Raw genomic sequence first — 20,858 nt, 5'->3', positions numbered from 1 at the left:
GCACCTGTACCCCTGGGGCTTCATGGAGGGATACGGGCCCCCAGGGCGGTGGGTGTGTCGGTTAGACTCCCGCCCCGTGCGCTACGAGCTTCACGACAGCCGCGTCCTCACCTGGTCCCTGGAGACGCACGTCACCACGCACTGCAACCTGCGTTGCGCTCAGTGCTGCCCGCTGTCGCCGCACCTGCCCGCGTGGGCCGTGTCCCCGCAGGCGCTGGCCGAGGACCTGCGCCGCCTCGCGCGCGTGCTCAAGCCCAACGTCTTCAAGCTCACCGGCGGTGAGCCCTTCCTCCATCCGGACCTGCCCGCCGTGCTGGACGTGGTGCGCGCCTCCGGGCTCACCGAACAGGTGTCCGTCACCACCAACGGCTTCCTCGCGCAGAGCGCTCCCGACGCCGTGTACGAACGGCTCGACCGGATGACGCTGTCGTTCTACACGTCCGCGCCCCTGCCCGAACGCTCCATCGCCCGAATCACCGAGCGCTGCGACCGGCACGGCGTCCACCTCTCGGTGAAGGCCATCGACCGCTTCCAGCGCATCACCCCGGACGCGCCGCTCACGTCCGACGCGGAGGTGCGGGACGTCTTCGACACGTGCTGGCTCAAGCAGCGCTGCCACCTGGTCCACCAGGGCCGCTTCTTCACCTGCACCCGGCCGCCCCACGTCGCCACCGTCTTCGCCGCGGAGCATCCGCACCTGCCCGCGCTCGTCGAACACGATGGCGTTCCGCTCGATGACCCGGACCTGCTCACGCGCCTGCTGGCGTACCTGGAGCGGGACACGCCGCTCACCACCTGCCGCCACTGCCTGGGCTCCAGCGGCCCTTGGGAACCCCACGCGCAGCTGCCGCGTGCTCGCGCCGCTTCCTGATCAGGGCGCCGGCGCTCCCGCGTCCGGCGACAATGCGGGCAGCAGGGGCAGCTCCACCGTGAAGACGGAGCCCTGACCCAGGCGGCTCTCCACTCGCACCGTGCCGCCCATGGCCTCCACCAGCGTGCGGGTGATGTAGAGGCCCAGGCCCAGGCCGCCGTAGTGCCGGTCGCTCACCGCTCGCTCGAAGCGGCCGAAGAGGCGCGGCAGGGACTCCTCCGAGATGCCGATGCCCTGGTCCCGCACCGTCAGCGCCGCCTTGCCGTCGCGCGTCTCCAGGCGGACCTGGATGGGGCGCCCCTGGCCGTACTTGATGGCGTTGTCCACCAGGTTCACCACCACCTGCTCCAGGCGCGGCCGGTCCCACATCCCCATCGTCACGGTGTCCACGGACTCCAGCTGGAGCACGGAGCCGGAGCGCGCGGCGGGACCCTCGTAGGCGGCCACCACGTCGCGCACCAGCTCCGCCAGGTCCATGGGCATGCACTCCAGCGTCAGCCGTCCTGCCGCGATGCGCGACACGTCCAACAGGTCGTTCACCAGCTCCGCCAGCTTCTTCATCTGCCGCGAGCCCACGTCCAGGTAGCGCTCCACCAGCTCGCGCGACACCGGACCCGGGTGGCGCTCCATTTCGCGGCGCAGCGCCTGGAGCTTGAGGTTGAGCGGCGTGAGCGGTGTCTTCAGCTCGTGGCTCGCGATGGACAGGAACTCGTCGCGCAGGCGCACCGCCTCGCGCGCCTCGCGGTACAGCCTCGCGTTCTCCATGGAGAGCGCGGCGCGGTTGGCCAGCTCCTGGAGGAAGGGCAGGTCCGCGGCCGTATAGCTCCGGCCGGAGCGGTGCGTGGTGACGAAGCTGAGCAACCCCAGTGAGCGCTCCCCGGCCACCAGCGGCACCACCACCAGCGAGCGGACGCGCAGCTCCTGGAGCAGCGCGATGCGCTCCGGATCACTCGTGATCTGCGGGAGGAGGTCGTCGGTGAAGTTCTCGATGAAGAAGGGCTGCCCGTGATGACGCGGCTCGGTGCCGGCCAGCTTGGGGAGGCCCGACACGTACGTCGTGCGCGACCGCAGCGGCTCCGCGAGCGACTCCGGCTCCGTGGCCGCGTGCTCCACCTCCATGCGCTGGAAGGTGCCGTCCTCCAGCGCGCTGTCGATGAGGCACCAGTCCGCCAGTGTGGGGACCGCCAGGCGCACCACGTTGCGCAGCGTGGCCTTGTAGTCCAGCGACGTGGCCAGGAAGGAGCTGGCCCCCGCCAGCAGCCGCAGGTGCTCCTCGTTGTGTGACAGCTCGCGCGCCAGCCGCTCCGCCCGGGAGCGGGCGCGCACCACGTCCGTCACGTCGAAGCCGAAGCCCGCGATGCCGTCCACCTGCCCGTGCGTGTCGTGCGTGGGCGTGTACGTGACGTCGAAGATGAACTCCCGGAGGGTGCCATCCGGCTGTGGCAGCTTGAGGGACACCTCCCGGCCCTCGAAGGCTTCACCCGTCGCGTAGACGTGGTCGAGGATCCGGGCCACGCGCTCGGCTTCCTCCGGGGGCCCCACCTCGCGCGCGGGCAGGCCCAACAGCCGTGGCGGGTTGCCCAGCATCGCGGAGTTGAGGGGGTTGGACAGCTCGAAGACGTGTTGGGGCCCGCGGAAGATGACCAGGTGCGCGGGCGCGCGCATGAACAGCTCGTGCAGGCGCGCGCGTTCGTACTCGGCGGCGGCACGGGAGGCGCGCTCTCGCTCCAGCAGGTCCGCGCGCTCCGCGTTGGCGCGGCGCAGGCGCACGTTGAGCAGCGTCACGAACAGTGAGAGCGCCAGGAAGAAGGCCAGCGCGATGAGGTTGCCGGGGTGGGTGACCCAGTCCCCCAGCGGTGACAGGAAGAAGTAGTCCACCGTCACCAGCGAGAGCGCCGTCGCCACCAGCCCCGGCCCCCAGCCTCCCCGCCAGCCCGCGAACGCGACGGCGGCGAAGAAGGCCAGGAACGGGGCGCTGGACATGTAGGGCCACAGCAGCCGCTGGGCGAGGAACGCCACCACGACGCTCGCCATCGCCAGCCCGTAGCTCAGCAGCGCGGAGCCCTCTTCCTTCTGGAACGAATCCGGCGCGCGCGGAGACGGAGAGGAGGGGGGCACCGGCGGATGCGGCGGGGCGGACGGAGCGGGCGCGGTCATGGATGCGCGGGGCGGACGGGCCTGGGGCCCACCGTCAGCGTGCCTCCTTCCGTGCGTCGGTCTGGAGGAACCCCTGCATGGCGGTGGGGTAGCGCTCGCCCGCGGCCACGCCCGGCGGGGCGATGGACTCGATGGCCGCCAGGTCCTCCTGCGTGAGCTTCACGTCCAGGGCGCCCAGGTTGTCGTCCAGGTACTTGCGGCGCTTGGTGCCGGGGATGGGGACCACGTCCTCGCCGCGCGACAGCACCCAGGCGAGCGCGAGCTGCGCGGGCGTGCACTGCTTCTGGCTCGCGAGCCGGTCGATGTGCTCCACCAGCTTGAGGTTGCGCTGGAAGTTCTCTCCCTGGAAGCGCGGCGAGTGGCGGCGGTAGTCATCTTCCGGCAGGTCCTCGAAGCGCTTGAACTGGCCGGTGAGGAAGCCGCGACCCAGCGGGCTGTAGGGGAGGAAGCCCACGCCCAGCTCGCGGCATGTCTGGAGGACACCGTCCTCCGGATCCCGGCTCCACAGCGAGTACTCCGACTGGAGCGCGGTGATGGGATGCACGGCGCACGCGCGGCGCAGCGTCTCCGAGTTCACCTCCGACAGCCCCAGGAAGCGCACCTTGCCGGCCTTCACCAGCTCAGCCATCGCGCCCACGGTGTCCTCGATGGGCGTCTTCGGGTCCACGCGGTGCAGGTAGTAGAGGTCGATGACATCCATTCCCAGGCGCTTCAGGCTCGCGTCGCACGCCTGCTTCACGTAGTCCGGCCGGCCGTTGACGCCGCGCGACTGGGGATTCGCGGGGTCACGCACCAGGCCGAACTTCGTGGCCAGGATGATTTTCTGGCGGTGGGGGCCGAGCACGCGGCCCACCAGCTCCTCGTTGCGGCCGGGTCCGTAGGCGTCCGCCGTGTCGAAGAAGGTGATGCCCCGGTCCAGCGCATGGAGCAGCGTGGCCTCCGACTCCGCGTCGTCACGGCCCGCGTAGAACTCCGACATGCCCATGCAGCCCAGGCCCAGCGCGGAAACGGTGAGGCCCTGCCTGCCCAGCTTCCGAGTCTCCATGTGTCCTCCGTGCGGGTGCACCCTCCCTGGGAGAATCTTCACGCGAGGCGTGGGAATCCAGGGCAAACGACCAGGCGAAGGCCTGGCTTACTCCGGAAGCGTCAGCTCACAACGGAAGGGGAGCGGCTTGGCGGCCGGTGCCAGCCCTTCCGCCCCCAGCGCCTCCACCACCGGCATCGTCCAGCCCAGGTTGCGTAGCGCCGCGGTGAGCCGCTCGCACAACGCCGCCACGCTGTCCGCGGGCGCGCCTGAAAGCTCCAGCGTGAAGCGCTCCCGGGTCACCTGCGTCAGCCGGAACGCGCGCAGCGGGTGGTGCTTGAACACCCACGCCAGCGACCAGGCGTCCACCGCGCGGCCGGAAGGCGTGTGGAATGCGCAGGCTCCGCGTCCGCCAAAGCCCGTCAGCGTCCAGCCGTGGAAGCCGCAGGCGCAGGCGTCGCGCCGCACGGAGCCGGTGTCCCCGGGCCGGTAGCGCAACAGCGGCAGCACGCTGGGGCGCAGCCGCGTCACCACCACCTCGTCCCCGTCCGGCTCCAGCCAGACGTCCGGCGTGAGCACGTGGAAGCGTCCCCGGTTCGCGTCCTCCAGGCACTCCCACGCGAGCGGCCCCGTCTCCGTGGCGGCGTAGTAGTTGAGGATCGGCACGCCGCGCTCCTGCTTCCACGCGTCGCGCAGCGCGTGCGGCAGGTGCTGCGCGGAGGTGAGCACCAGCTGGGGAGACGGCACCTCCGGATGGGCCAGCAGCCAGCGCAACCCCTCCGGGTCGGAGAAGACGACGGAGGCCTTCACCCGTCGCAGGCGCGCCCCCGCGTCATCGCGCAGCACGGAGACGCGGTGCAGGGCGCCGTCGTGGAACAGCGGCAGGCGCACCGAGTACTCCAGCCCGCCCGGCAGCGCATCCAGCAGCACCACGCGAGGACGCTGCGGGGGCACGGTGTTGGTGCGCTCGGTGAAGAAGCGCAGCACGGCCCACATGAGCAGGCAGTCGCGCCGGTCGCGCAGCACGTTCACCGGGTCGCCAGTGGTGCCGGAGCTCTTCACCACCACGCACTCGTCGGACGCGGCGGGCAGCGTGGGGACGTCCTCCCAGTGGCGCGCGAGCGTGGCGCGGTCCAGCGCGGGGAAGTGCCGCAGGTCCTCCAGACGCCGCAGGTCGCCCGGGTGCAGGCCCGACTCGCGCAGCACGCGCACGTAGTAGGGCGAACCCAGGAGCGCTTCACGGAAGGCCGGCAGGCGCGCTTCCAGCTCCGCGCGGGCGGCGGCTTCGTCCACCGTGGCCGTGCCGCGCGCCAGGCCCGCCGCCACGTCCAGCGCCCACGGCAGGTGCGGGCGCTGCGTGTGGCTGTCGCGGCGGATGCGGGCCCTGGGCGCGACCCCGAGCGTCACTCGCGCCAGCCCCGGGCCTCGGCTTCCTTGCGCTGGGCCTCCTGGAGCATCTCCTGGCGCCGGTCCGCCTCCTTCTTGCGCGCCTCCTCCACCTTGCGCAGGTCCGTCACGGCCTGCCGGTAGTCCAGTTCCTTGAGGTGGCGCTTCGACTCTGCCTCCGTCTCGCCTTCGATGTCCGCGCCCAGGGCCGCCAGCCACTTGCGCAGGAACTCCTCCTGGCGGAAGGCGTTGGAGCGGATCATCTCCGCGGTGAGGGGATGCACCTCCTCGAAGAACTGCTGGAGGCGCGCCTGCGGGGTGCGGTCCGCGGTGAGGTAGAGCACCGTCTTCTTGCGCAGGTCGGACGACACCAGCACGTGCGCGAGCATGCCCACCTGCTCCTGGAACAGCGGGTTCTTCACGCGCTGCTCCAGCTTCGCCCACTCGGCCTGCGACGGAGGACGCTGGCTCGCCATGCGGAAGGTGTCGCAGACGATGGCCACCGCCAGGTCATGCGGATACGGCGACACGATGGGCGTGGCCGCCAGTTGCTCACGGATGAGGGGAATCGAGACCGCCATCATTTCTCCAACAGGGCATCGGCCAGCGCCGCCGCGGCACGGCCAAAGTCAGACATCCATTGCACGGTCGCCAGCCGGAAGCGTGGGCTCCCCATCACCGGCGCCATCACCTGCCGCGCGGGGGCGTCGTCCGGCAGCGCGAGGAAGGCCACCACCCGGCGCGACCGGTTCATCGCGCGGGCAAACCGCGGCAGCGCGTTCTCCTGCCGCATGTTGTACAGGAAGTCGCTGTCGGAGATGACGACGCGCAGCGCATCCGGCCGCTCCACGGACAGCTCGTCCATCACCTCCACGGGGAACCACGTCCCTCCACCGATGTAGTGGAAGAAGAAGTCGCGCGCTGTCTCCTCGTCGTACATCCACGGGGACACGATGGGGTTGTCCGCCGAGTAGATGATGCCGCGCACCGTGGCGCCCTTGCGCAGCGCGGAGGCCGACAGCACCTGTGCGGCCAGCGTCATCGCGTTGAGGTCCTGCTGCGGGTTGGGCATGGAGCCGCTGGTGTCCAGGTAGATTTCCAGCGCGGGCACGCCCAGGTCCGACGGCGGCGGCAGGTCCGCCTCCAGCTCGCGGCGCAGCGGGGCCACGGCGGCCAGATGCCCCTGCGAAATCACCGTGAGCGTCCAGTCGATGGTGGTCGGGTCGTCGCCGTACTCCCACGCCTCTGGAATCGTGCGCAGGTAGGGCTCCGGCTTCGAGGGCGAAGCGGGGAGCTTGAGGATGTACTGGTCCACGAGCCGCCGGTAGTACCGGGCCACCAGCGCGCGCCGCAGCCTGCCGCCGTCATTGCCGGGCAGGTGCGCGGTCGCGCGGCGGATGGTCTCCAGCGGATCCGACTCCTTCGTATCGTGAGAGTCGTCCAGCCAGCCGTTCGCGCGGGCCTCGTTCAGCGCGTCCTCCCACCGGCCTCCGGACTGCACCGCCGCGTCCAGGTCGCCTTCGTCCGGAGTGCCGAGGTCGCCGGCCAGCGGGATGCAGAAGCCCACCTCCGAGGGCAGGTCGATGAAGCGGATGAACGCGGCGCAGAAGTAGAGGAATTGCAGGCGCGGGTCGGGCAGCGCGTAGAACGTCTGCACGAACATGCGCGCCTGCGCGCGGAAGCCCGGGTAGGCCTCCTCCAGCTTCGGCAGCAGGGCCTCGGGCACCAGGTGTCCGGGCTCCCTGCGCCACAGTTCCTCGTAGATGGCCAGGTAGAAGCAGAACAGCGGGGACGGCCCGCCCGTGTCGCCGTCCTCCTTCTTCTTCTTGTTCTTCTTGCGCCCGTCGGGAGTGCGCAGGAAGCCCCGGTACACCTGGCACAGCGCTTCCGCGTGGGTGCGCCCCACGAACTCGTTCACCTGGAGGTCGAAGAACAGGTTGGTGAGCGACTGGCCCAGGCCCGGGATGAGGCGCTGCTCCAGCACGCGCAGCTCCGCGTCCCATCCCAGCGTGTGCGGGAAGCGCACGTGGTGGCCGATTTCATGGGCCAGCACGGCGGTGAGGCTGTCGCGCGCGCCCATGCGGGCCAGCAGCTCGAAGTGGACGAACACCTGCCGGCGCACCAGGTCGATGTACGCGAGCGGTTCGTTCGGCGTGGCCTCGCCGGGGTGGAAGGGCTGGTGCGGTTCGGGCGGGCTCAACTGCACGTGCACGTCCCACAGCGCCAGCGCGTCGCGCCAGCACCGCTCCACCTCCTCCGGGGGGAAGGCCGCGCCCGCGCTCATGCCGGCAGGATGACCGCCAGCCACTGGGACGTGTGCATCGTGGCCACCGCGCGCCATTCGTTGTGCTGGGTGCTGTACCAATCCCCCGCGCGAGGGTCGCGCTGCGCCAGCGAGGTGAGCGCCTTGGAGGGCTTGCCCGTCGCGGGCTCCAGCCGCTCGTTGCAGCCCATGGGCCCCAGCAGCATGGGCTTCTTCACCAGCCACACACCTTGCGTGGCGGCGTCGCGTCCGCCGGCGGCGGTGGCGCGGTGACGGTCGTGCACGCAGACGACGGCGGGCGCCAGGAAGTGCATCTCCCCGGGCATGAAGCGCGAGTCCTCCTGGGACAGGTCCACCCACTGCGCGGTGGACGTGTCGCCCAGCGCCTGGGTCGGCGGCTCCATCGCCTCGTTGGCGATGGTGTGCAGGTGGCCCTCCAGGTCCTCCAGCGAGGACAGGTTCGAGCCCAGGCGGCAGAACAGCCGCTGCACCCAGGGCGGCGCGGACTCCAGGTTCTCGCTGAGGTTCCACACGCGCGCGAGCGCCGGGGCCTGCTCCTCCTGTCGTAGGTCCGGCAACAGGCGAGGCAGCAGTTCCCGCCACGCGAGCGTGAAGAAGTTCTCCCGCCCGGCGGACCCCGGATACATGTAGCCCAGCCCGATGCCCTCCGCGCCCAGGCGCATGTAATCGCGCAGGAGCTCCTCTCCAGACGCGGCGTCGCCGTCCTTGAGCGCCCGGCCCAGACGGACCACCGGGCCGTTGAGGAACGCGCTCCACAGCGCTGGGTCCCAGCGCACGAACCGGCCGCGGGCTTCCTTCTCCAGGTTGTCGACGAACTCGCTCATGGCTGTTTCCCCTGACCGCCCGGGTTCTCCTTCAGCCACGTCGCGTAGTTGCGGTAGCGGCTGTAGAGGGATTTCAAGTGGATGAGGTCCTCGTACACCGGACCGGACAACTCCTGGCGGGTCATCAGGTCGTTCATCAGCACGGTGACTGCGGACAGGCGCTTCTCCGTGGTGCGCAGGTCCACGCCGGACAGGCCCAGGTCCAGCTCCGCGCGCAGGGCGACGACCTTCTGGCGCACGGGCGCGTGCGTGCCGTAGCGGGCCATGGCCATGTCGAACATGTTGCGGATCCACGCCACGCGGTCCTGGAGCAGCAGCTTGTTGCCCTTCGCCTCGAAGAAGGGGCTGCGCGCGTTGGGGGTGAGCTTCTCGTGCAGCACCCAGGGGATGATCTGCCGGAAGTCCTCCAGCTCCGTCACGCGGTGGCCCCGGAAGAACGCGAGCGCCTTCGCGAAGTGGAGGATGGTCTGGTACGCGCGCACGCTGGTGCCGTTCTCCGTCTGCGTGCAGAGGTGCACCTTCTTGTCCAAGGGGCACTGCTCGTTGCACACGGCGGACACGGTCTGTCCGGCGAGCTTCAGCGTGTCCTTGTGCTTGAACTCGAAGCGCGGGGACGCCATGCGGCAGAAGTCCAGCTGGCCCAGGAAGAAGGCCACGCGCTCCAGCACGCCCTTGGGGACCTCCACGGCGAGGATGGAGTTGTAGGCATTCTCCAGCTCGCCGGGCGTGAAGACGATGTCCTTGGGGAGCATCTCCTCCGGGGACTTGTCGGACTCGATGCGCTGGAGCAGCGTGTCCACGAAGCCGGAGTTGAAGGGCACGGCGCGCACGACGACGTCCAGGCGGTCCTTGAGCGCTTCGATGACCTGGAAGGTGCCGCCGCCCTGGTCGTCGTTGGCGGTGAGGAACCAGGACGAGCGGCCGGTGTAGACGTACTGGTCCATCATCTCCGCGTAGCCCTCGCCCAGCAGCGACAGCAGGGCGGACTGGGTCTTCGTGGGGATGCGGTTGTACTCGTCGATGATCTTCACGCGCTGGCCAATCCACTTGCGCCAGCTGACCTTCACGGCGGACAGGTCCTCCGCCTTGAGCATGTCGGAGGGCAGGGGTGCGCCGAGCAGGTCCGCGATGGACAGCTGCGGGTGGCCGCGCTGGATGCCCCGGTGGACGTCCTCGCGGCCCATTCCGGAGAGCAGGGCCATGAGGATGGCGGACGTCGTCTTGCCTCGGCCCGGGCCGCCCACGAGCAGGGCGCGGCGGCAGGTGAAGAGGGTGAGCAGCGGGATGAGGACGAAGGAGCTGTAGCTCATGTCCTCCGGCAGGTGGACCTCGTCCCCGGCGGTGTTCTTGAGGGCGGCGGTGCCGCCGAACTCGATGTCGTAGTAGGGGCAGATGACGGCGTTGTTGGTGATCCACCAATACGCCTGCCGCATCTTGTCGTGGAGGCTGCCGCCGTCGCGCTCGGAGAGATGGACGCTGAGGCCCTTGTCCGCCGACGCACGCCCGGTGAGCAGGCGCGAGACCCAATCCTGGTTGGCCATGGAGGAGCGGGAGTGTAGCAGCGCGGCTGGCCGCCGCGGTGCTCGGAGACGCAGGCTCCCTCCCTGGGGGGTGACCAGGCTCCAGGGGACATGCTACGCGTTCGAGGTCGAGCCGATGCCGTTGAAGGGGGGGACTCATGGTGTTGCCGCATCTGGAAGTCGTTCACGGCCTCATCGAGGCAATCGATCCCGGCGTGTCGAAGGCGCCGGAGATCCAGCTCGCGCTCCGGGAGGGCAAGGTGCTCACGGTGACCGCCACGGCGGAGCAGGTGGATCAGGCCTCTCACCTGCGAGAGGTCTCCGCGATGGTCGTCATGGGGCCCACCCCGCGACTCGTCTGGATCCGCGAGCAGAGCGTGGAGGTGCCAGTTCCTCCCGCCGAGGAGCGTGACGCGCACACCCTGCGCAAGTGGAGTGAACTGCTGCGGAGGCTGGCCCAATGAGCGACGCGCAGCCGTATGACCGGTTCTGCGGCCTGACCCGGCTCCAGGAATTGCAGGCCAAGGGCATCGCCGCGCATGGTGGGAGGGTGGGGGTCCGAGATGCGCTGGGCCCTGGCGCGACCCTGGGAGCGGCCTGGACCGCGGAGGAGTACGGCGCCCCGCCGGAAGCGGTCCCGGGGCTGCTGTTCGCCGTCTACCTGCTCTTCTACATCGCGACGAAGCAGGTCTTCGTGGACGGGAACAAGCGCATCTCCTGGCTCGCCATGTGTGAGGCCCTGGCATGCATGGGCCTGGAGGTGGACGCCACGGTGGATGAAGCGGAGGCGCTGGTGATGGCCATCTCCGACAACCGCATCAAGGACGTCGAGCCGGTGTTCCTCTGGGTCGTCGAACATCTGCGCGAGCTTCGCGTTGGCTCTTGAGGTCGGCATAGGCTGTGGGGCATGGCATCCCTCCGTGGCTGTTGTTCCCTGCTGGCCCTGGGCCTGCTTCTCACCAGCGTGTCCTGCCGGCGTTCAGCGGAGGAGCAGGAGGCCCTCCGCAAGCGGGTCCATGTGGCGGCGAACCAGATCTGGGAGGGACAGCTGCCCCAGGCCCAGACGCAGCTCTCCGCCATCCTGAAGGAGGCGCCCGAGCATCCCGGGGCGCTGATGGTCCAGACCTGTCTGCAGTTGGAACAGGGCGCCGAGGATGAAGCGGCCCGGACCGCCAGTCGCCTCCTCGAACTGGGCCCCGACAAACCGGACGCCATCATGCTCGCGGCGCTCGTCGAGCAGCGGCGCCAGACGCCCAAGGCCGGGTGGGCCGAGGCGTCGATCAAAGCGTGGAAGATCGCGGGACGCCCCTCCATCGAGGACGGCCGCCGGTATCCGGAGGTCGCCATGGACGCGAAGGATGCCGTCTCCGCCGTGTGGGCGCGGACCGGGTCCGGGGAGCCGCGCCTCGTCGCCGTCCTGGCGGACAACAAGGCCTCGGAGGCCCAGCAGCGATGGCTGGTGGAGCATCTCTCCGAGGTGGAGGACCTGGAGCTGCTGCTCTCCGCCCACGATTATTTCAGTTATGCCGACGGAGTGTCCGAGGACCTGCGGCGGCAAGTGCGGAAGACGGTGCGACTCAAGCTCGAGGCGCACGGTGCTGGGGCGAGCGAGTCCCGCATCCCGCTGCTCCTGTTGATGGCGGATGCGTCGAAAGAGACGCCGCTCACCCACGAAGACGTCGTGGCGCTGGATCGGATCGCCAGTTTGAAGCGCTACCGCAACGCCCCCCTGTCCCAGATGTATGCGGATGCGGAGCGGCGCCTGGAGGCCGCGGGCGCTTCCTCGCGATTCGACAAGGCCTTCCAACTGACGATCGCGAGCCTGGTCCTGGACCCCGCCTCGGTGCTCACCCAACGGGCCGCGGCGACAAAGGACCGGCTCGCCCCGGAGGACCAGGACCGGCTGGGGAAGGCGTTGCTCACGTTGGGCGCACGCATCCGGGCGGGAGACACGTTGGTGGAGCGCAGCGTGGGATTGCGCATGATGGAGCAGGGCGCGGTCCTGGTGGGGAACGAGATGCTGCGTGCCCAGTTGGCCGAGGCCTTTGAGTTGACTCGTCCGGTCATTCAATCCTCCCGGCAGGTGCAGATTGGAAGCTGGCCCCTGCCCACGCTCCAGCGCGAGTGGGTCAAGACCCTGGTTCAAAACGAGTGGGCCTTCTTGAGCACCCTCGTCGAGCCCTGAGGGCTGAGCGCATGTTCCAGCGTGGATACCGATTCCTGTTGTCCCTGGGGCGGCTCTTCACTGGCGCGGCCTCGAATCCCGAGGCGCTCCGGAGACGCATCGACGCACAGGTCTCGCAGGCCGTGACCCATGTCGGGTCGGGGGACCTGGCAAGGGCCCGCCTGGAGCTTTCCAAGGTGCTGGAGGAGGCCCCTGGGCATCCGGGCGCGCTGAAGGTCCAGACCTGTGTGCTGCTGGAACAGGGTGCACTGGAGGAAGCAGCCCAGGCCGTGGCCCGGCTTCAATCACTGACGCCCGGACAGCCGGAGATCGCTGTGCTCGCCGCCCTCGTCGAACAGCGCAGCCAGACGCCCGCGCCAGGCTGGCGTGAGGCCTTGCTCCAGGCGTGGAACCGCGTGGGGCGACCGGACCTCACGGAGGCAGAGCCGTTCCCGGCGCCCCTCCCGGGCACGACTGCCTTCGTCGAGCAGGTGTGGGAACGAACGCAGTCTCCGGAGGTCCGCTTCACCGCGATGCTGGCGGATGGCGCTTCGGACGCGCGGCAGCAGTGGCTCGCGGCCCACGTTGCCGAATTGGAGGACCCTGAGCTGCTGCTCACCGCCTATGAGTATTTCCTTCCTCGTTCCGGAGAGGACGCGCTCGCCGACGTGCGGCGTCAGGCTCGAGAGACGCTGCGGCGCAAGCTCGAACCGCTCACCTCGCGGATGAGTGAATCCGAGGGACCGCTGCTCCTGCTGCTGGGAGAGTCCGCGAAGGAGGCCCCCCTCACGCAGGAGGACATCCCTGCGCTGGAGCGGATCGCGGCCCTCCCGCGTTTCCGACGCACTTCGCTGGCCCAGGCGTACGCGGATGCGAAACAGCGTCTGGAGCTCGCGGCGGTCACAGCACCCCCACTTCGTCTCCTCCAGGCGGCGGTGGCTTCGATGGTCACGGATGCCGCGCTGATTCTATGGAGGCGAGTCGAGGCGACGAAGGATCGCCTCTCCGCGGAGGATCGGGTCCGGCTGGGACAGACGGTGTTCACTCTTGGGGCGCGCATCGCCGAGGGCTCCACCCTGTTGGAGCGCATGGTGGGACTTCGCCAGATGGAGCAGGGGGCGGAGTGGATGGGGGACGTGGAGAAGCTCGCCGAGGTGAAGCGAGAACTCGAACATGGCCGGGCCGTGGCTCATGCCTCCTCCGCGCTCCAGGTGGACTCGTGGCCGTTGCCGTCACTTCACCGCGCCTGGCTTCAGGCCTCCCTGGACGATGAATGGAAGAGCCTGAGCGCCCTCGTCACGCCTTGAGCACCTGAACGATGGACGTCACAGGGCAATCATCCGCCGGAGCCTGACTGGAGACCCGCTAGGATGACGGGATGAAGCGGACTCCCTGGCGATTCCTGGCGTCGCTGTTCCTGGGCGGGCTTCTCTGCGCCTGCGCGTCCGTACCGAAATCCTCCGCCACGCCGCGCGAGCCCGTCGACGTGCGGCTCCAGCGGGCGGTGACCCATTCCTTCGCGAAGAAGACGGACCTGGCGCACGCGGAAGTCGACAGGGTGCTGGAAGAGGCTCCCCTGTACCGGTCGGCGTGGATCCTCCGGGCGTGTCTGTTCCTGGAGGAGGGAAAGCTGGACGCGGCGGCCCGGGTGGCGGCGCACCTGCGTGAGCTGGCGCCTGAGGACCCGGAGCCGCGCATGCTCGCGGCACTCATCGACCAGCGCCGCTTGAGGCCCCAGGGCCGCTGGCTCGATGCCATGCGACGGGCGTGGTTCGAAGCAGGGCGTCCCAACCTTGATCACAATGCCAGGATGGAGCTCCTCTACCCGATGCAGGACACCGTCGCCATCGTCTGGGCGCGGACCGAGGACGTGGAGGACCGATTCACCGCCGCGATGACGGGAGGGCACTCCGCAGAGCAGGAACAGTGGTTGATGGACCATGTCTCCGGATTGAGGGATCCGGTCATGAGGCTCGCCGCGTTCGAGTTCTTCCACCGGGCCGTCGGCCCGCATGCGGTGGTGGCGGCGCGCAAGCGGGGGCGGGACCTGCTGCGGCCGGAGATGGCGTCGCTGGCCGCGGAGTCGCTGCATTCCGACCTGCCGTTGTTGTTGCTGCTGGGCGAGACCTCCGGCAATACACCGTTCACGCGGGAGGAGCTGCCGGAGCTGGAGCGGATCGCGGAGCTTCCCCGCTACCGGGAGACCGACATGGCTCGGCTGAGCGATGAGGCGCAGTGGCGGCTGGAGTCCCGGGGCGTCCGCTATCCGGATTGGAGTTTCTACTGGGCGGCCATGGGGACGCGGCTGCTGCGCGCTCCCCTGGAGTTGCTGCTGCGACTGGAGATGGCGAAGGAGGGGCTGACGCCCGAAGAGCGTCTCCGGCTGGGAGTCGCGGTGTGGAAGCTGGGCGGGCGCATCGCGGAAGGGAACACCAGCTTTGAGGTCCTGATGGGCTCCAAGTTGATGGAGCAGGGCGCCCTGCGGAAGGGAGACGAAGCCGGGCGCGCGTTGGCGGCGGCAGCGGCCCAGCGAATCCTGGAGGTGAGCAGGGTGTCCTCCAATTTACGGCCCGACTTGTGGCCGCTTCCCTCGTTCCATCGCGAGTGGCTGGAAGCGCACCTGGACGATGAAGTGCGCCTCATGGAGACCTTCGTCGTGCGCTGAGCGATTAGAGCGTCACCAGCCCCATCCGCGCCGCGCGCACCACCGCCTCCGTGCGGCGCTGCACGCCCAGCTTGGCCAGCACCGCGTTCACGTGGAACTTGGCGGTGTGCTCACTGATGTCCAGCCGGTCCGCGATGGCCTTGTTCGACAGGCCCTCCGCCAACAATCCCAGCACCTCGCGCTCGCGCGGCGTCAGGGTGTCCGGCCCCGGAGCTCCCGACGGCGCCGTGCTCCTGGGCGCGGCGCGCACCTGGGACAGGCCCGGCTCGAACACCGTGAGGCCTCGCGCGACCGCGTGCAGCGCGGCGCCCAGCATCCCCGGGGCCACGTCGCGGAACAGCAGGCCCCTCGCGCCCGCGCCCAGCGCCAGCTCCCCCGCCGCCTCGTCCGCCACCAGCGCCAGCACGGGCGCGCCCAGGTCCGGCGCCGCGCCTTCCTCCAGCCGCAGGCCCGTGTCCCAGAGCACCACGTCAGGCGGCTCGCCCCGTGTCGCCTCCAGCTCCACCTGCGTGCCCGCCGCCACCACCGTCCAGGTCTCCGCCTGGTCGCTCAGCGCCCGTGCGAGCGCACCCCGGGCCAGGGGGTCCTCCGACACGAGCGCGAGCCTGGGCGATGACGAGGGCGCATCCAACATGAGCCCCTCATCCCTAACCGCGCCCGCCGCGTTCGCCACGCCGCGCGGCGCCAGAACGCCTTTCCTTCCCTCTGGCCACGGCCCTGTGAAGAATCGTGAAGTCCTTTCCGGGAGGGGCACGCATGGCGGTCCGGACAGCGCGGTGGTGGGTGGTAGGGCTGTTCCTCGCGGGCAGCGTCCAGGCGGCGACGGCCCCCTATGCGAAGCAGGGCGACGAAATCGTCACCCTCGTGCGCACCCGCTTCCTCGACGCGGCGAAGGGCACCGCCTGGGCTGACGCGCACCAGGGCTACGCCGCCGACGCGAAGGACGTGGAGGACTTCACCCGTCGCACCAACGCGGCGCTCGCGGCGCTGAAGGCCTCGCACACGGCCTACTACCCGAAGCAGAGCCCCGGCCACGCGGAGGTGTCCGCCATCTTCCAGGCCTTCCTCAAGCAGAAGAAGGTGGAGGCCACCGGCATCGGCGTGGACGTGGTGGAGACCCCGGACGGCTTCTTCGTCCGCCACGTCTTCACGGACGGCCCCGGCGCGAAGGCAGGCCTCCTGCGCGGAGACCGGCTCGTCACCGTGGAGGGCAAGCCCTTCCATCCCTGGCACGCCTTCACGAACCGCGCGGGCAAGCCCACGCGCCTCACCGTGGAGCGTGCGAAGGGCGCTGAACCCCTGTCGCTCACCGTCACGCCGCACAGAGTAAACCCGCGCCAGGAGTGGCTCGCGTTCCAGAAGGCCAGCGGGCAGGTCGTGGAGCGCCAGGGTCGCCGCGTCGCCTACCAGCACGTCTACGCGTGCACGGGCGAGGAGTACCAGCAGGCCCTGGAGGAGGCGCTCCAGGACACCTTCGCGGACGCGGACGCGCTCGTCGTCGACTTCCGCGATGGCTGGGGCGGCTGCAATCCCGCCTTCGTCAACCTCTTCAACCCGCAGGTCCCCCGGCTCGTCAGCACCGGCCGCGATGGCAAGACACGCCCCTTCGCGCCGTCCTGGCGCAAGCCGGTGGTGCTGCTCGTCAACGGCAATTCACGCAGCGGCAAGGAGCTGGTGGCCTTCACGATGAAGCGCCACCGGCTGGCGACGCTCGTGGGCCAGCGCACCGCGGGCGCGGTGCTGGGCGGCGGACCGCAGAAGCTGTCCAACGGGGACCTGCTCTACCTCGCCGTGATGGACGTGACGGTGGACGGTGAGCGGCTGGAGGGCGTGGGCGTCCCGGTGGACGTGGAGGTCCCGGACGCGCTGCCGTACGCGGCCGGCGCGGATCCGCAGAAGGAGAAGGCGCTGGACGTGGCCTCCTCCCTGGTGAAGGGCTGAGGCCTCAGCGCAGCGTGACGCCGTGCCCCAGCGCGTTCGGGTCCAACGTCAGCCGCGAGCCCGAGTACGTACCGCCGCCCTGGAACGGGTGGTTCGCGATGAAGAGCGGCGTGTCCAGGTCCGCGTAGCTGAAGCCGCCCAGCCCCGCCGCCAGGTGCGCGGACGCGGTCATCGCGAGCACGCTCTCCACCATGCCGCCCACCATCAGCTCCAACCCCGCCGCGCGGGCGAGGCTCCACATCGTCACCGCATCCACCATCCCGCACTTCATCGTCTTGATGTTGATGCCGTGGCACGCGTTCTCACGGATGAGCCGCAGCACGTCCTTCACCGAGCGCGCCGACTCGTCCGCGCATATCGACACCTTCGAGCGGTGCGTCACCTCCGCGAGCCCCGCGACGTCGGCCACCGGCTGCTCGAACAGCGACAGCGGCACCTCCGCGCGCTCCAGCTCCTTGAGGAACGCCAGCGCCTCCGCCACGTCGTAGCCCCCGTTGGCGTCCGCGATGAGCCGCGCCTTCGGGGCCTCCTGGTGGATGGCGACGAGCCGCGCCGCGTCCGTGTCCGGGTCCAACGCGCCGACCTTCACCTTCACCGTGTCGATGCCGCGCCCCAGGATGGCCCGCGTCGACGCCACCGCGTGCGCCACGTCTCCGGCGGTGACCGTCATGTCGATGTCCAGCGACGTCCCCGCCCCGCCGAAGAAGGCGTACATCGGGATGCGGTGGTGCCGCGTGAGCGCGTCCAGGAGCGCGATCTCCACGCCACACCGCGCTGCCGGCGCCAGCGTCAGCGCATCCCCCAGCGCCTCCGACGCCGGCCGCCACTCCTGGGCGTCGCGGCCCACGAGCAGCTCGCGCACCGGCTCCAACGAAGCGAGCGTGCTGGCTTGCGTCTCCCCGCTCACCGCAGTGAAGGGCGCCGCCTCGCCCAACCCCACGGTGCCGTCCGCGAGCGTCACGCGCACAAGAACATTCTCCGCCGCCAGCTGCGCGCCGGTGGCGATGGCGAACGGCTCCGTCAGGGACAGGTGCAGGGCTTCGAACGAGACGTGCGTGATGAGGGTAGGGCGCATGGGCAGGCATGAGTCTGGCCGACGTTCCGGTCCAGAGGGGAGTCTTTCCATTCCTTCCGGTTTTTACTCTCACGTGTCTGTAATTCGAGAAGGTTAAGAAAGATACGAAGACTGGGGCTGGCTTGAGCCGCAGTGCGATTCGTGGCGACATGCGGGCTTCCCGGGGGTTGGGCGCTGCCTGGGCCGCGAGGAGGCGGATGTCCGCGACCGATACGACCGTGGCCCTCCCGCTCCCGGATGCGCTCCTGGCCGCGTTGGAGGAGGCCGAGCGCGAACACCCGGAGGCGTGCATGGTGCTGCGCGCCGTGCGCTCGCCGGGCGGAGTCATCCAGGACTTCGAGTGGCTCTGGGCGAACCCCGCCGCGGCGCGCGCGCTGGGCCGGGGGCCGGAGTACCTGCGTGGCCGGCGCCTGGGCGAGGTGTCCTCGAAGGGCGGCATCGCCGGACGCATGGACCTATTGCGCCAGGTGGTGGAGTCCGGCCGGCCGCACGCGGACCACTTCACCGAAGGGGAGGTGCTGCTGCAGGGCACGGCGGTGCCGCTGCGGGACGGGGTGCTGTTGCGCCTTCGTGACATCACCAGCGCCCAGCGGGTGGAGGAGGGGCTGCGCGAGACGCTGGACTGGGTGCGCGACGTGCTGGAGAGCATGCCGGACGCCTTCTTCACCGTGGACACGGACTGGCGCCTCACCTACGTGAACCGCAACGCGGCCGCGCTCACTGGCCGCTCCCAGGAAGAGCTCTTCCGCCGCGTGCTGTGGGAGTCGTGCCCGGAGCTGTGCGGCACCCCGTTCGAGCGCACGATGCGTGAGGTGGCCGCCGAGGAGAGCTACCGCCTCTTCGAGCTGCGCACCGGCAGGGACCGCTGGCACGAGGTGCACGCCTGGTCCAGCGGCCGCAACATCTCCACCTACGCGCGCGACATCACCGACAAGAAGCGCGTGCAGGCGGAGCGCGACGCGCTGCTCGCCCGCGAGCACTCCGGCCGCCTGGAGGCGGAGGCCCTGGCCCAGCGCCGCACGCACGAGCTGATGGCCGCGCGCGAGCGGCTGGTGCAGTCGGAGAAGCTGGCCATGGCGGGCCAGCTGGCCGCGGGCGTGGGCCACGAAATCAACAACCCCCTGTCCTACGTCGCCGGCAACCTCCAGTTCGCGGTGGAGCAGCTCACGCCGCTCGCCCGCCGTCCGGGGCTCCAGGACGTGTTGGGCGAGGCGCTGGAGGCGCTGCGCGAGGCGAAGGAGGGCGCGGAGCGGATCCGCGTCATCGTGCGCGACCTGCAGACCTTCGCCCGCGCGGACGAGCTGCGCCTGGGGCCGGTGGACGTGCACGCGTCGCTGGAGTTCGGCATCTCCATGGCCATGACCCACCTGCGCAGCCGCGCCCAGGTGGAGCGCCACTTCGGCCAGGTGCCGCCCGCGCTGGCGCACGAGGCGCGCCTGGGGCAGGTGTTCCTCCACCTGCTCATCAACGCCGCGCACGCCATCCCCGCCGGCGCCTTCGAAAGGCACCGCGTGACGCTCACCACCCGCCGCGAGGGCGCGTGGGTGCTGGCGGAGGTGTCCGACACCGGCCTGGGCATGACGCCGGAGGTGCTCCAGCGCGCCTTCGAGCCGTTCTTCACCACGCGGCCCGTGGGGGAGGGCAGCGGCCTGGGGCTGTCCATCTGCCTGGGGCTCGTGCGCAGCATGCACGGTGAGCTGACGGCCACCAGCATCCCCGGCATGGGCAGCACCTTCCAGGTGCGGCTGCCCGTCTCGGAGCCCATCGTCCACCCGGGCGTCCCCGCGGTGCGCGCGGACGACGGACCCTCGCGCAAGCGCGTGCTGGTGGTGGACGACGAGCCTCAGCTCACCTCGGTGCTCCGGCGCATCCTCGGCCGGCAGCACGACGTGGTGGTGGCGCACAGCGGCCGGGAGGCGCTGGCGCTGCTGGAGCAGGACGACGCCTTCGACCGCGTCTTCTGCGACCTGATGATGGCGGACCTCACCGGCATGGACGTGCACGCGGAGCTGTCGCGGCGCCGGCCGGAGCTCCTGTCGCGCTTCGTGTTCATGACGGGCGGCAGCTTCACGGAGCGCGCCCGCGCCTTCCTCCAGGCCGTGCCGCTGCCGCGCATCGAGAAGCCCTTCGAGCCGGGCCTCCTGCACTCGCTGGTGGAGTCCTCGCCGCCGCGCGCCGGTCAGCGCGGCGGCGGCGAGGGTGGGGGAGCTACAGCTTCGCCTCGTCGCGCTCCGGGCGCGTGATGAACGCGGTGCTCGGGTTCGCGGGGTCGGCCAGCCGCTTCAGCAGGCTGTCCATGCCGTTGGAGCGCGCGAAGGCCATCTCGTTCTTCGTCACGCCCACCAGCGTGAGCAGCTCCACCTGGCCGCTGGGCAAGGTGAAGTGGCTGGGGCGGTTGGCGTCCTTCACGAACACGAAGCCGGCGAGCTTCGTCTCACTGCCGGTGAGAGTGCCGTCCACCGGGTAGCGGTGGCCCATGGCGAACAGCCGCGCGCACACGAGGTTGTAGGCCATCATGTCCAGGAGGCGCAGCACCGGCCAGCGCTCCTCCTCGGGCGTGTGGATGACCATCTCGTAGCCCAGGCCGCTGCGGGCGTCGTCCGCCAGGTCCTCGCCGGGGGCCACCGTGAAGGGGTTGGACAGGCCGCTCGTGACGTAGGTCCAGTACGGGTGCTCTGGACTGGGAGGCGCCACGCGCACGCCCATGGGCAGCCAGTTCGGATCCATCTCCGTGCCCTGGGCCAGCTCGCTCTCCAGCCACCCCTCCAGCACGCCGGTGCCCTCCAGGAGGTCCACCTCCTCTCGGATGGCTCCGAACAGCTTCGGATACTCCACCTCGTCGCGGTCCGCCCAGCAGTCTTCGTACCACTGGATGAAGTCTTCCTCTGTCTCCGGGACTTTCATGGGGGCGGACTCTAGAGCTTCACCCCGATTTCACAACTTGAAC

The 20,858-nt window shown here is 70.2% G+C and carries 18 protein-coding genes; 8 read left to right on the top strand and 10 right to left on the bottom strand.

Annotated elements, in window-relative coordinates; genetic code table 11:
* Positions 1–76 precede the first annotated feature (76 nt).
* Positions 77–871, top strand: a complete 795-nt coding sequence (locus GTZ93_RS38340) for a radical SAM protein (protein ID WP_139917576.1) — start codon at positions 77–79, stop codon at positions 869–871.
* On the opposite strand, the gene GTZ93_RS38335 is transcribed toward GTZ93_RS38340, so the two are convergent.
* From GTZ93_RS38335 to GTZ93_RS38305, 7 genes are all read right to left on the bottom strand, one after another.
* Positions 872–3,028 carry a sensor histidine kinase gene (locus GTZ93_RS38335; protein WP_161663308.1) on the bottom strand — a complete coding sequence of 719 codons (2,157 nt, stop codon included), beginning with the start codon at positions 3,026–3,028 and terminating at the stop codon, positions 872–874. It abuts the gene before it with no gap.
* Positions 3,029–3,062: 34 nt separating this feature from the next.
* Entirely contained in the window at positions 3,063–4,073 is a 1,011-nt protein-coding gene (locus tag GTZ93_RS38330) for an aldo/keto reductase (RefSeq protein WP_139915816.1), read from the bottom strand.
* A gap of 87 nt (positions 4,074–4,160) precedes the next feature.
* The gene (locus GTZ93_RS38325; protein ID WP_139915817.1) at positions 4,161–5,459 is read right to left on the bottom strand and encodes an AMP-binding protein; all 1,299 of its coding nucleotides are present in this window, start codon (positions 5,457–5,459) and stop codon (positions 4,161–4,163) included.
* Positions 5,456–6,022, bottom strand: a complete 567-nt coding sequence (locus GTZ93_RS38320) for a hypothetical protein (RefSeq protein WP_233597252.1) — start codon at positions 6,020–6,022, stop codon at positions 5,456–5,458. The genes GTZ93_RS38325 and GTZ93_RS38320 overlap by 4 nt, the downstream gene beginning before the upstream one ends.
* Positions 6,019–7,722, bottom strand: coding sequence for a M48 family metalloprotease (locus tag GTZ93_RS38315; protein WP_139915818.1), 1,704 nt, complete (start codon positions 7,720–7,722; stop codon positions 6,019–6,021). The genes GTZ93_RS38320 and GTZ93_RS38315 overlap by 4 nt, the downstream gene beginning before the upstream one ends.
* On the bottom strand, positions 7,719–8,546 hold the full coding sequence (locus GTZ93_RS38310; protein ID WP_121755128.1) for a hypothetical protein: 828 nt from the start codon (positions 8,544–8,546) through the stop codon (positions 7,719–7,721). Before GTZ93_RS38310 ends, GTZ93_RS38315 begins: the two co-directional genes overlap by 4 nt.
* Positions 8,543–10,087 (bottom strand): MoxR family ATPase, encoded by a 1,545-nt coding sequence (locus GTZ93_RS38305; protein WP_120579157.1) that lies wholly within the window; start codon positions 10,085–10,087, stop codon positions 8,543–8,545. The genes GTZ93_RS38310 and GTZ93_RS38305 overlap by 4 nt, the downstream gene beginning before the upstream one ends.
* Before the next feature lie 137 nt (positions 10,088–10,224).
* Between GTZ93_RS38305 and GTZ93_RS38300 the strand changes: the two genes are divergently transcribed.
* From GTZ93_RS38300 to GTZ93_RS38280, 5 genes are all read left to right on the top strand, one after another.
* Complete coding sequence (locus tag GTZ93_RS38300; protein WP_139915819.1) at positions 10,225–10,530, top strand: hypothetical protein; 306 nt, start codon at positions 10,225–10,227, stop codon at positions 10,528–10,530.
* A complete protein-coding gene (locus GTZ93_RS38295; protein WP_139915820.1) occupies positions 10,527–10,952 on the top strand; it encodes a type II toxin-antitoxin system death-on-curing family toxin in 426 nt (141 codons plus the stop codon). The genes GTZ93_RS38300 and GTZ93_RS38295 overlap by 4 nt, the downstream gene beginning before the upstream one ends.
* A 21-nt stretch (positions 10,953–10,973) precedes the next feature.
* Positions 10,974–12,251, top strand: coding sequence for a hypothetical protein (locus GTZ93_RS38290; protein ID WP_139915821.1), 1,278 nt, complete (start codon positions 10,974–10,976; stop codon positions 12,249–12,251).
* 11 nt (positions 12,252–12,262) lie between these two features.
* Positions 12,263–13,537, top strand: a complete 1,275-nt coding sequence (locus GTZ93_RS38285; RefSeq protein ID WP_139915822.1) for a tetratricopeptide repeat protein — start codon at positions 12,263–12,265, stop codon at positions 13,535–13,537.
* A 71-nt stretch (positions 13,538–13,608) separates the two neighbouring features.
* Positions 13,609–14,895: a tetratricopeptide repeat protein gene (locus GTZ93_RS38280; protein WP_139915823.1), complete on the top strand. Its 1,287-nt coding sequence runs from the start codon at positions 13,609–13,611 to the stop codon at positions 14,893–14,895.
* Between the two features lie 4 nt (positions 14,896–14,899).
* Here GTZ93_RS38280 and GTZ93_RS38275 read toward each other — a convergent pair whose 3' ends face one another.
* Positions 14,900–15,529 (bottom strand): response regulator transcription factor, encoded by a 630-nt coding sequence (locus tag GTZ93_RS38275; RefSeq protein WP_139915824.1) that lies wholly within the window; start codon positions 15,527–15,529, stop codon positions 14,900–14,902.
* A 122-nt stretch (positions 15,530–15,651) separates the two neighbouring features.
* Here GTZ93_RS38275 and GTZ93_RS38270 point away from each other — a divergent pair, with 122 nt between their 5' ends.
* Positions 15,652–16,836, top strand: coding sequence for a S41 family peptidase (locus tag GTZ93_RS38270; protein WP_139915825.1), 1,185 nt, complete (start codon positions 15,652–15,654; stop codon positions 16,834–16,836).
* 4 nt (positions 16,837–16,840) lie between these two features.
* On the opposite strand, the gene GTZ93_RS38265 is transcribed toward GTZ93_RS38270, so the two are convergent.
* Positions 16,841–17,911 (bottom strand): dipeptide epimerase, encoded by a 1,071-nt coding sequence (locus GTZ93_RS38265; protein WP_139915826.1) that lies wholly within the window; start codon positions 17,909–17,911, stop codon positions 16,841–16,843.
* A gap of 197 nt (positions 17,912–18,108) precedes the next feature.
* Between GTZ93_RS38265 and GTZ93_RS38260 the strand changes: the two genes are divergently transcribed.
* Positions 18,109–20,154, top strand: coding sequence for a PAS domain-containing protein (locus GTZ93_RS38260; RefSeq protein ID WP_257978990.1), 2,046 nt, complete (start codon positions 18,109–18,111; stop codon positions 20,152–20,154).
* Here GTZ93_RS38260 and GTZ93_RS38255 read toward each other — a convergent pair.
* On the bottom strand, positions 20,120–20,815 hold the full coding sequence (locus tag GTZ93_RS38255) for a suppressor of fused domain protein (protein ID WP_120579164.1): 696 nt from the start codon (positions 20,813–20,815) through the stop codon (positions 20,120–20,122). The genes GTZ93_RS38260 and GTZ93_RS38255 overlap by 35 nt on opposite strands.
* Positions 20,816–20,858 lie beyond the last annotated feature (43 nt).

Source organism: Corallococcus exiguus (assembly GCF_009909105.1).
Lineage (GTDB): Bacteria > Myxococcota > Myxococcia > Myxococcales > Myxococcaceae > Corallococcus > Corallococcus exiguus.
The sequence above is the reverse complement of the archived record's forward strand: the minus strand, read 5'-3'. Positions and strand labels throughout refer to the sequence as shown.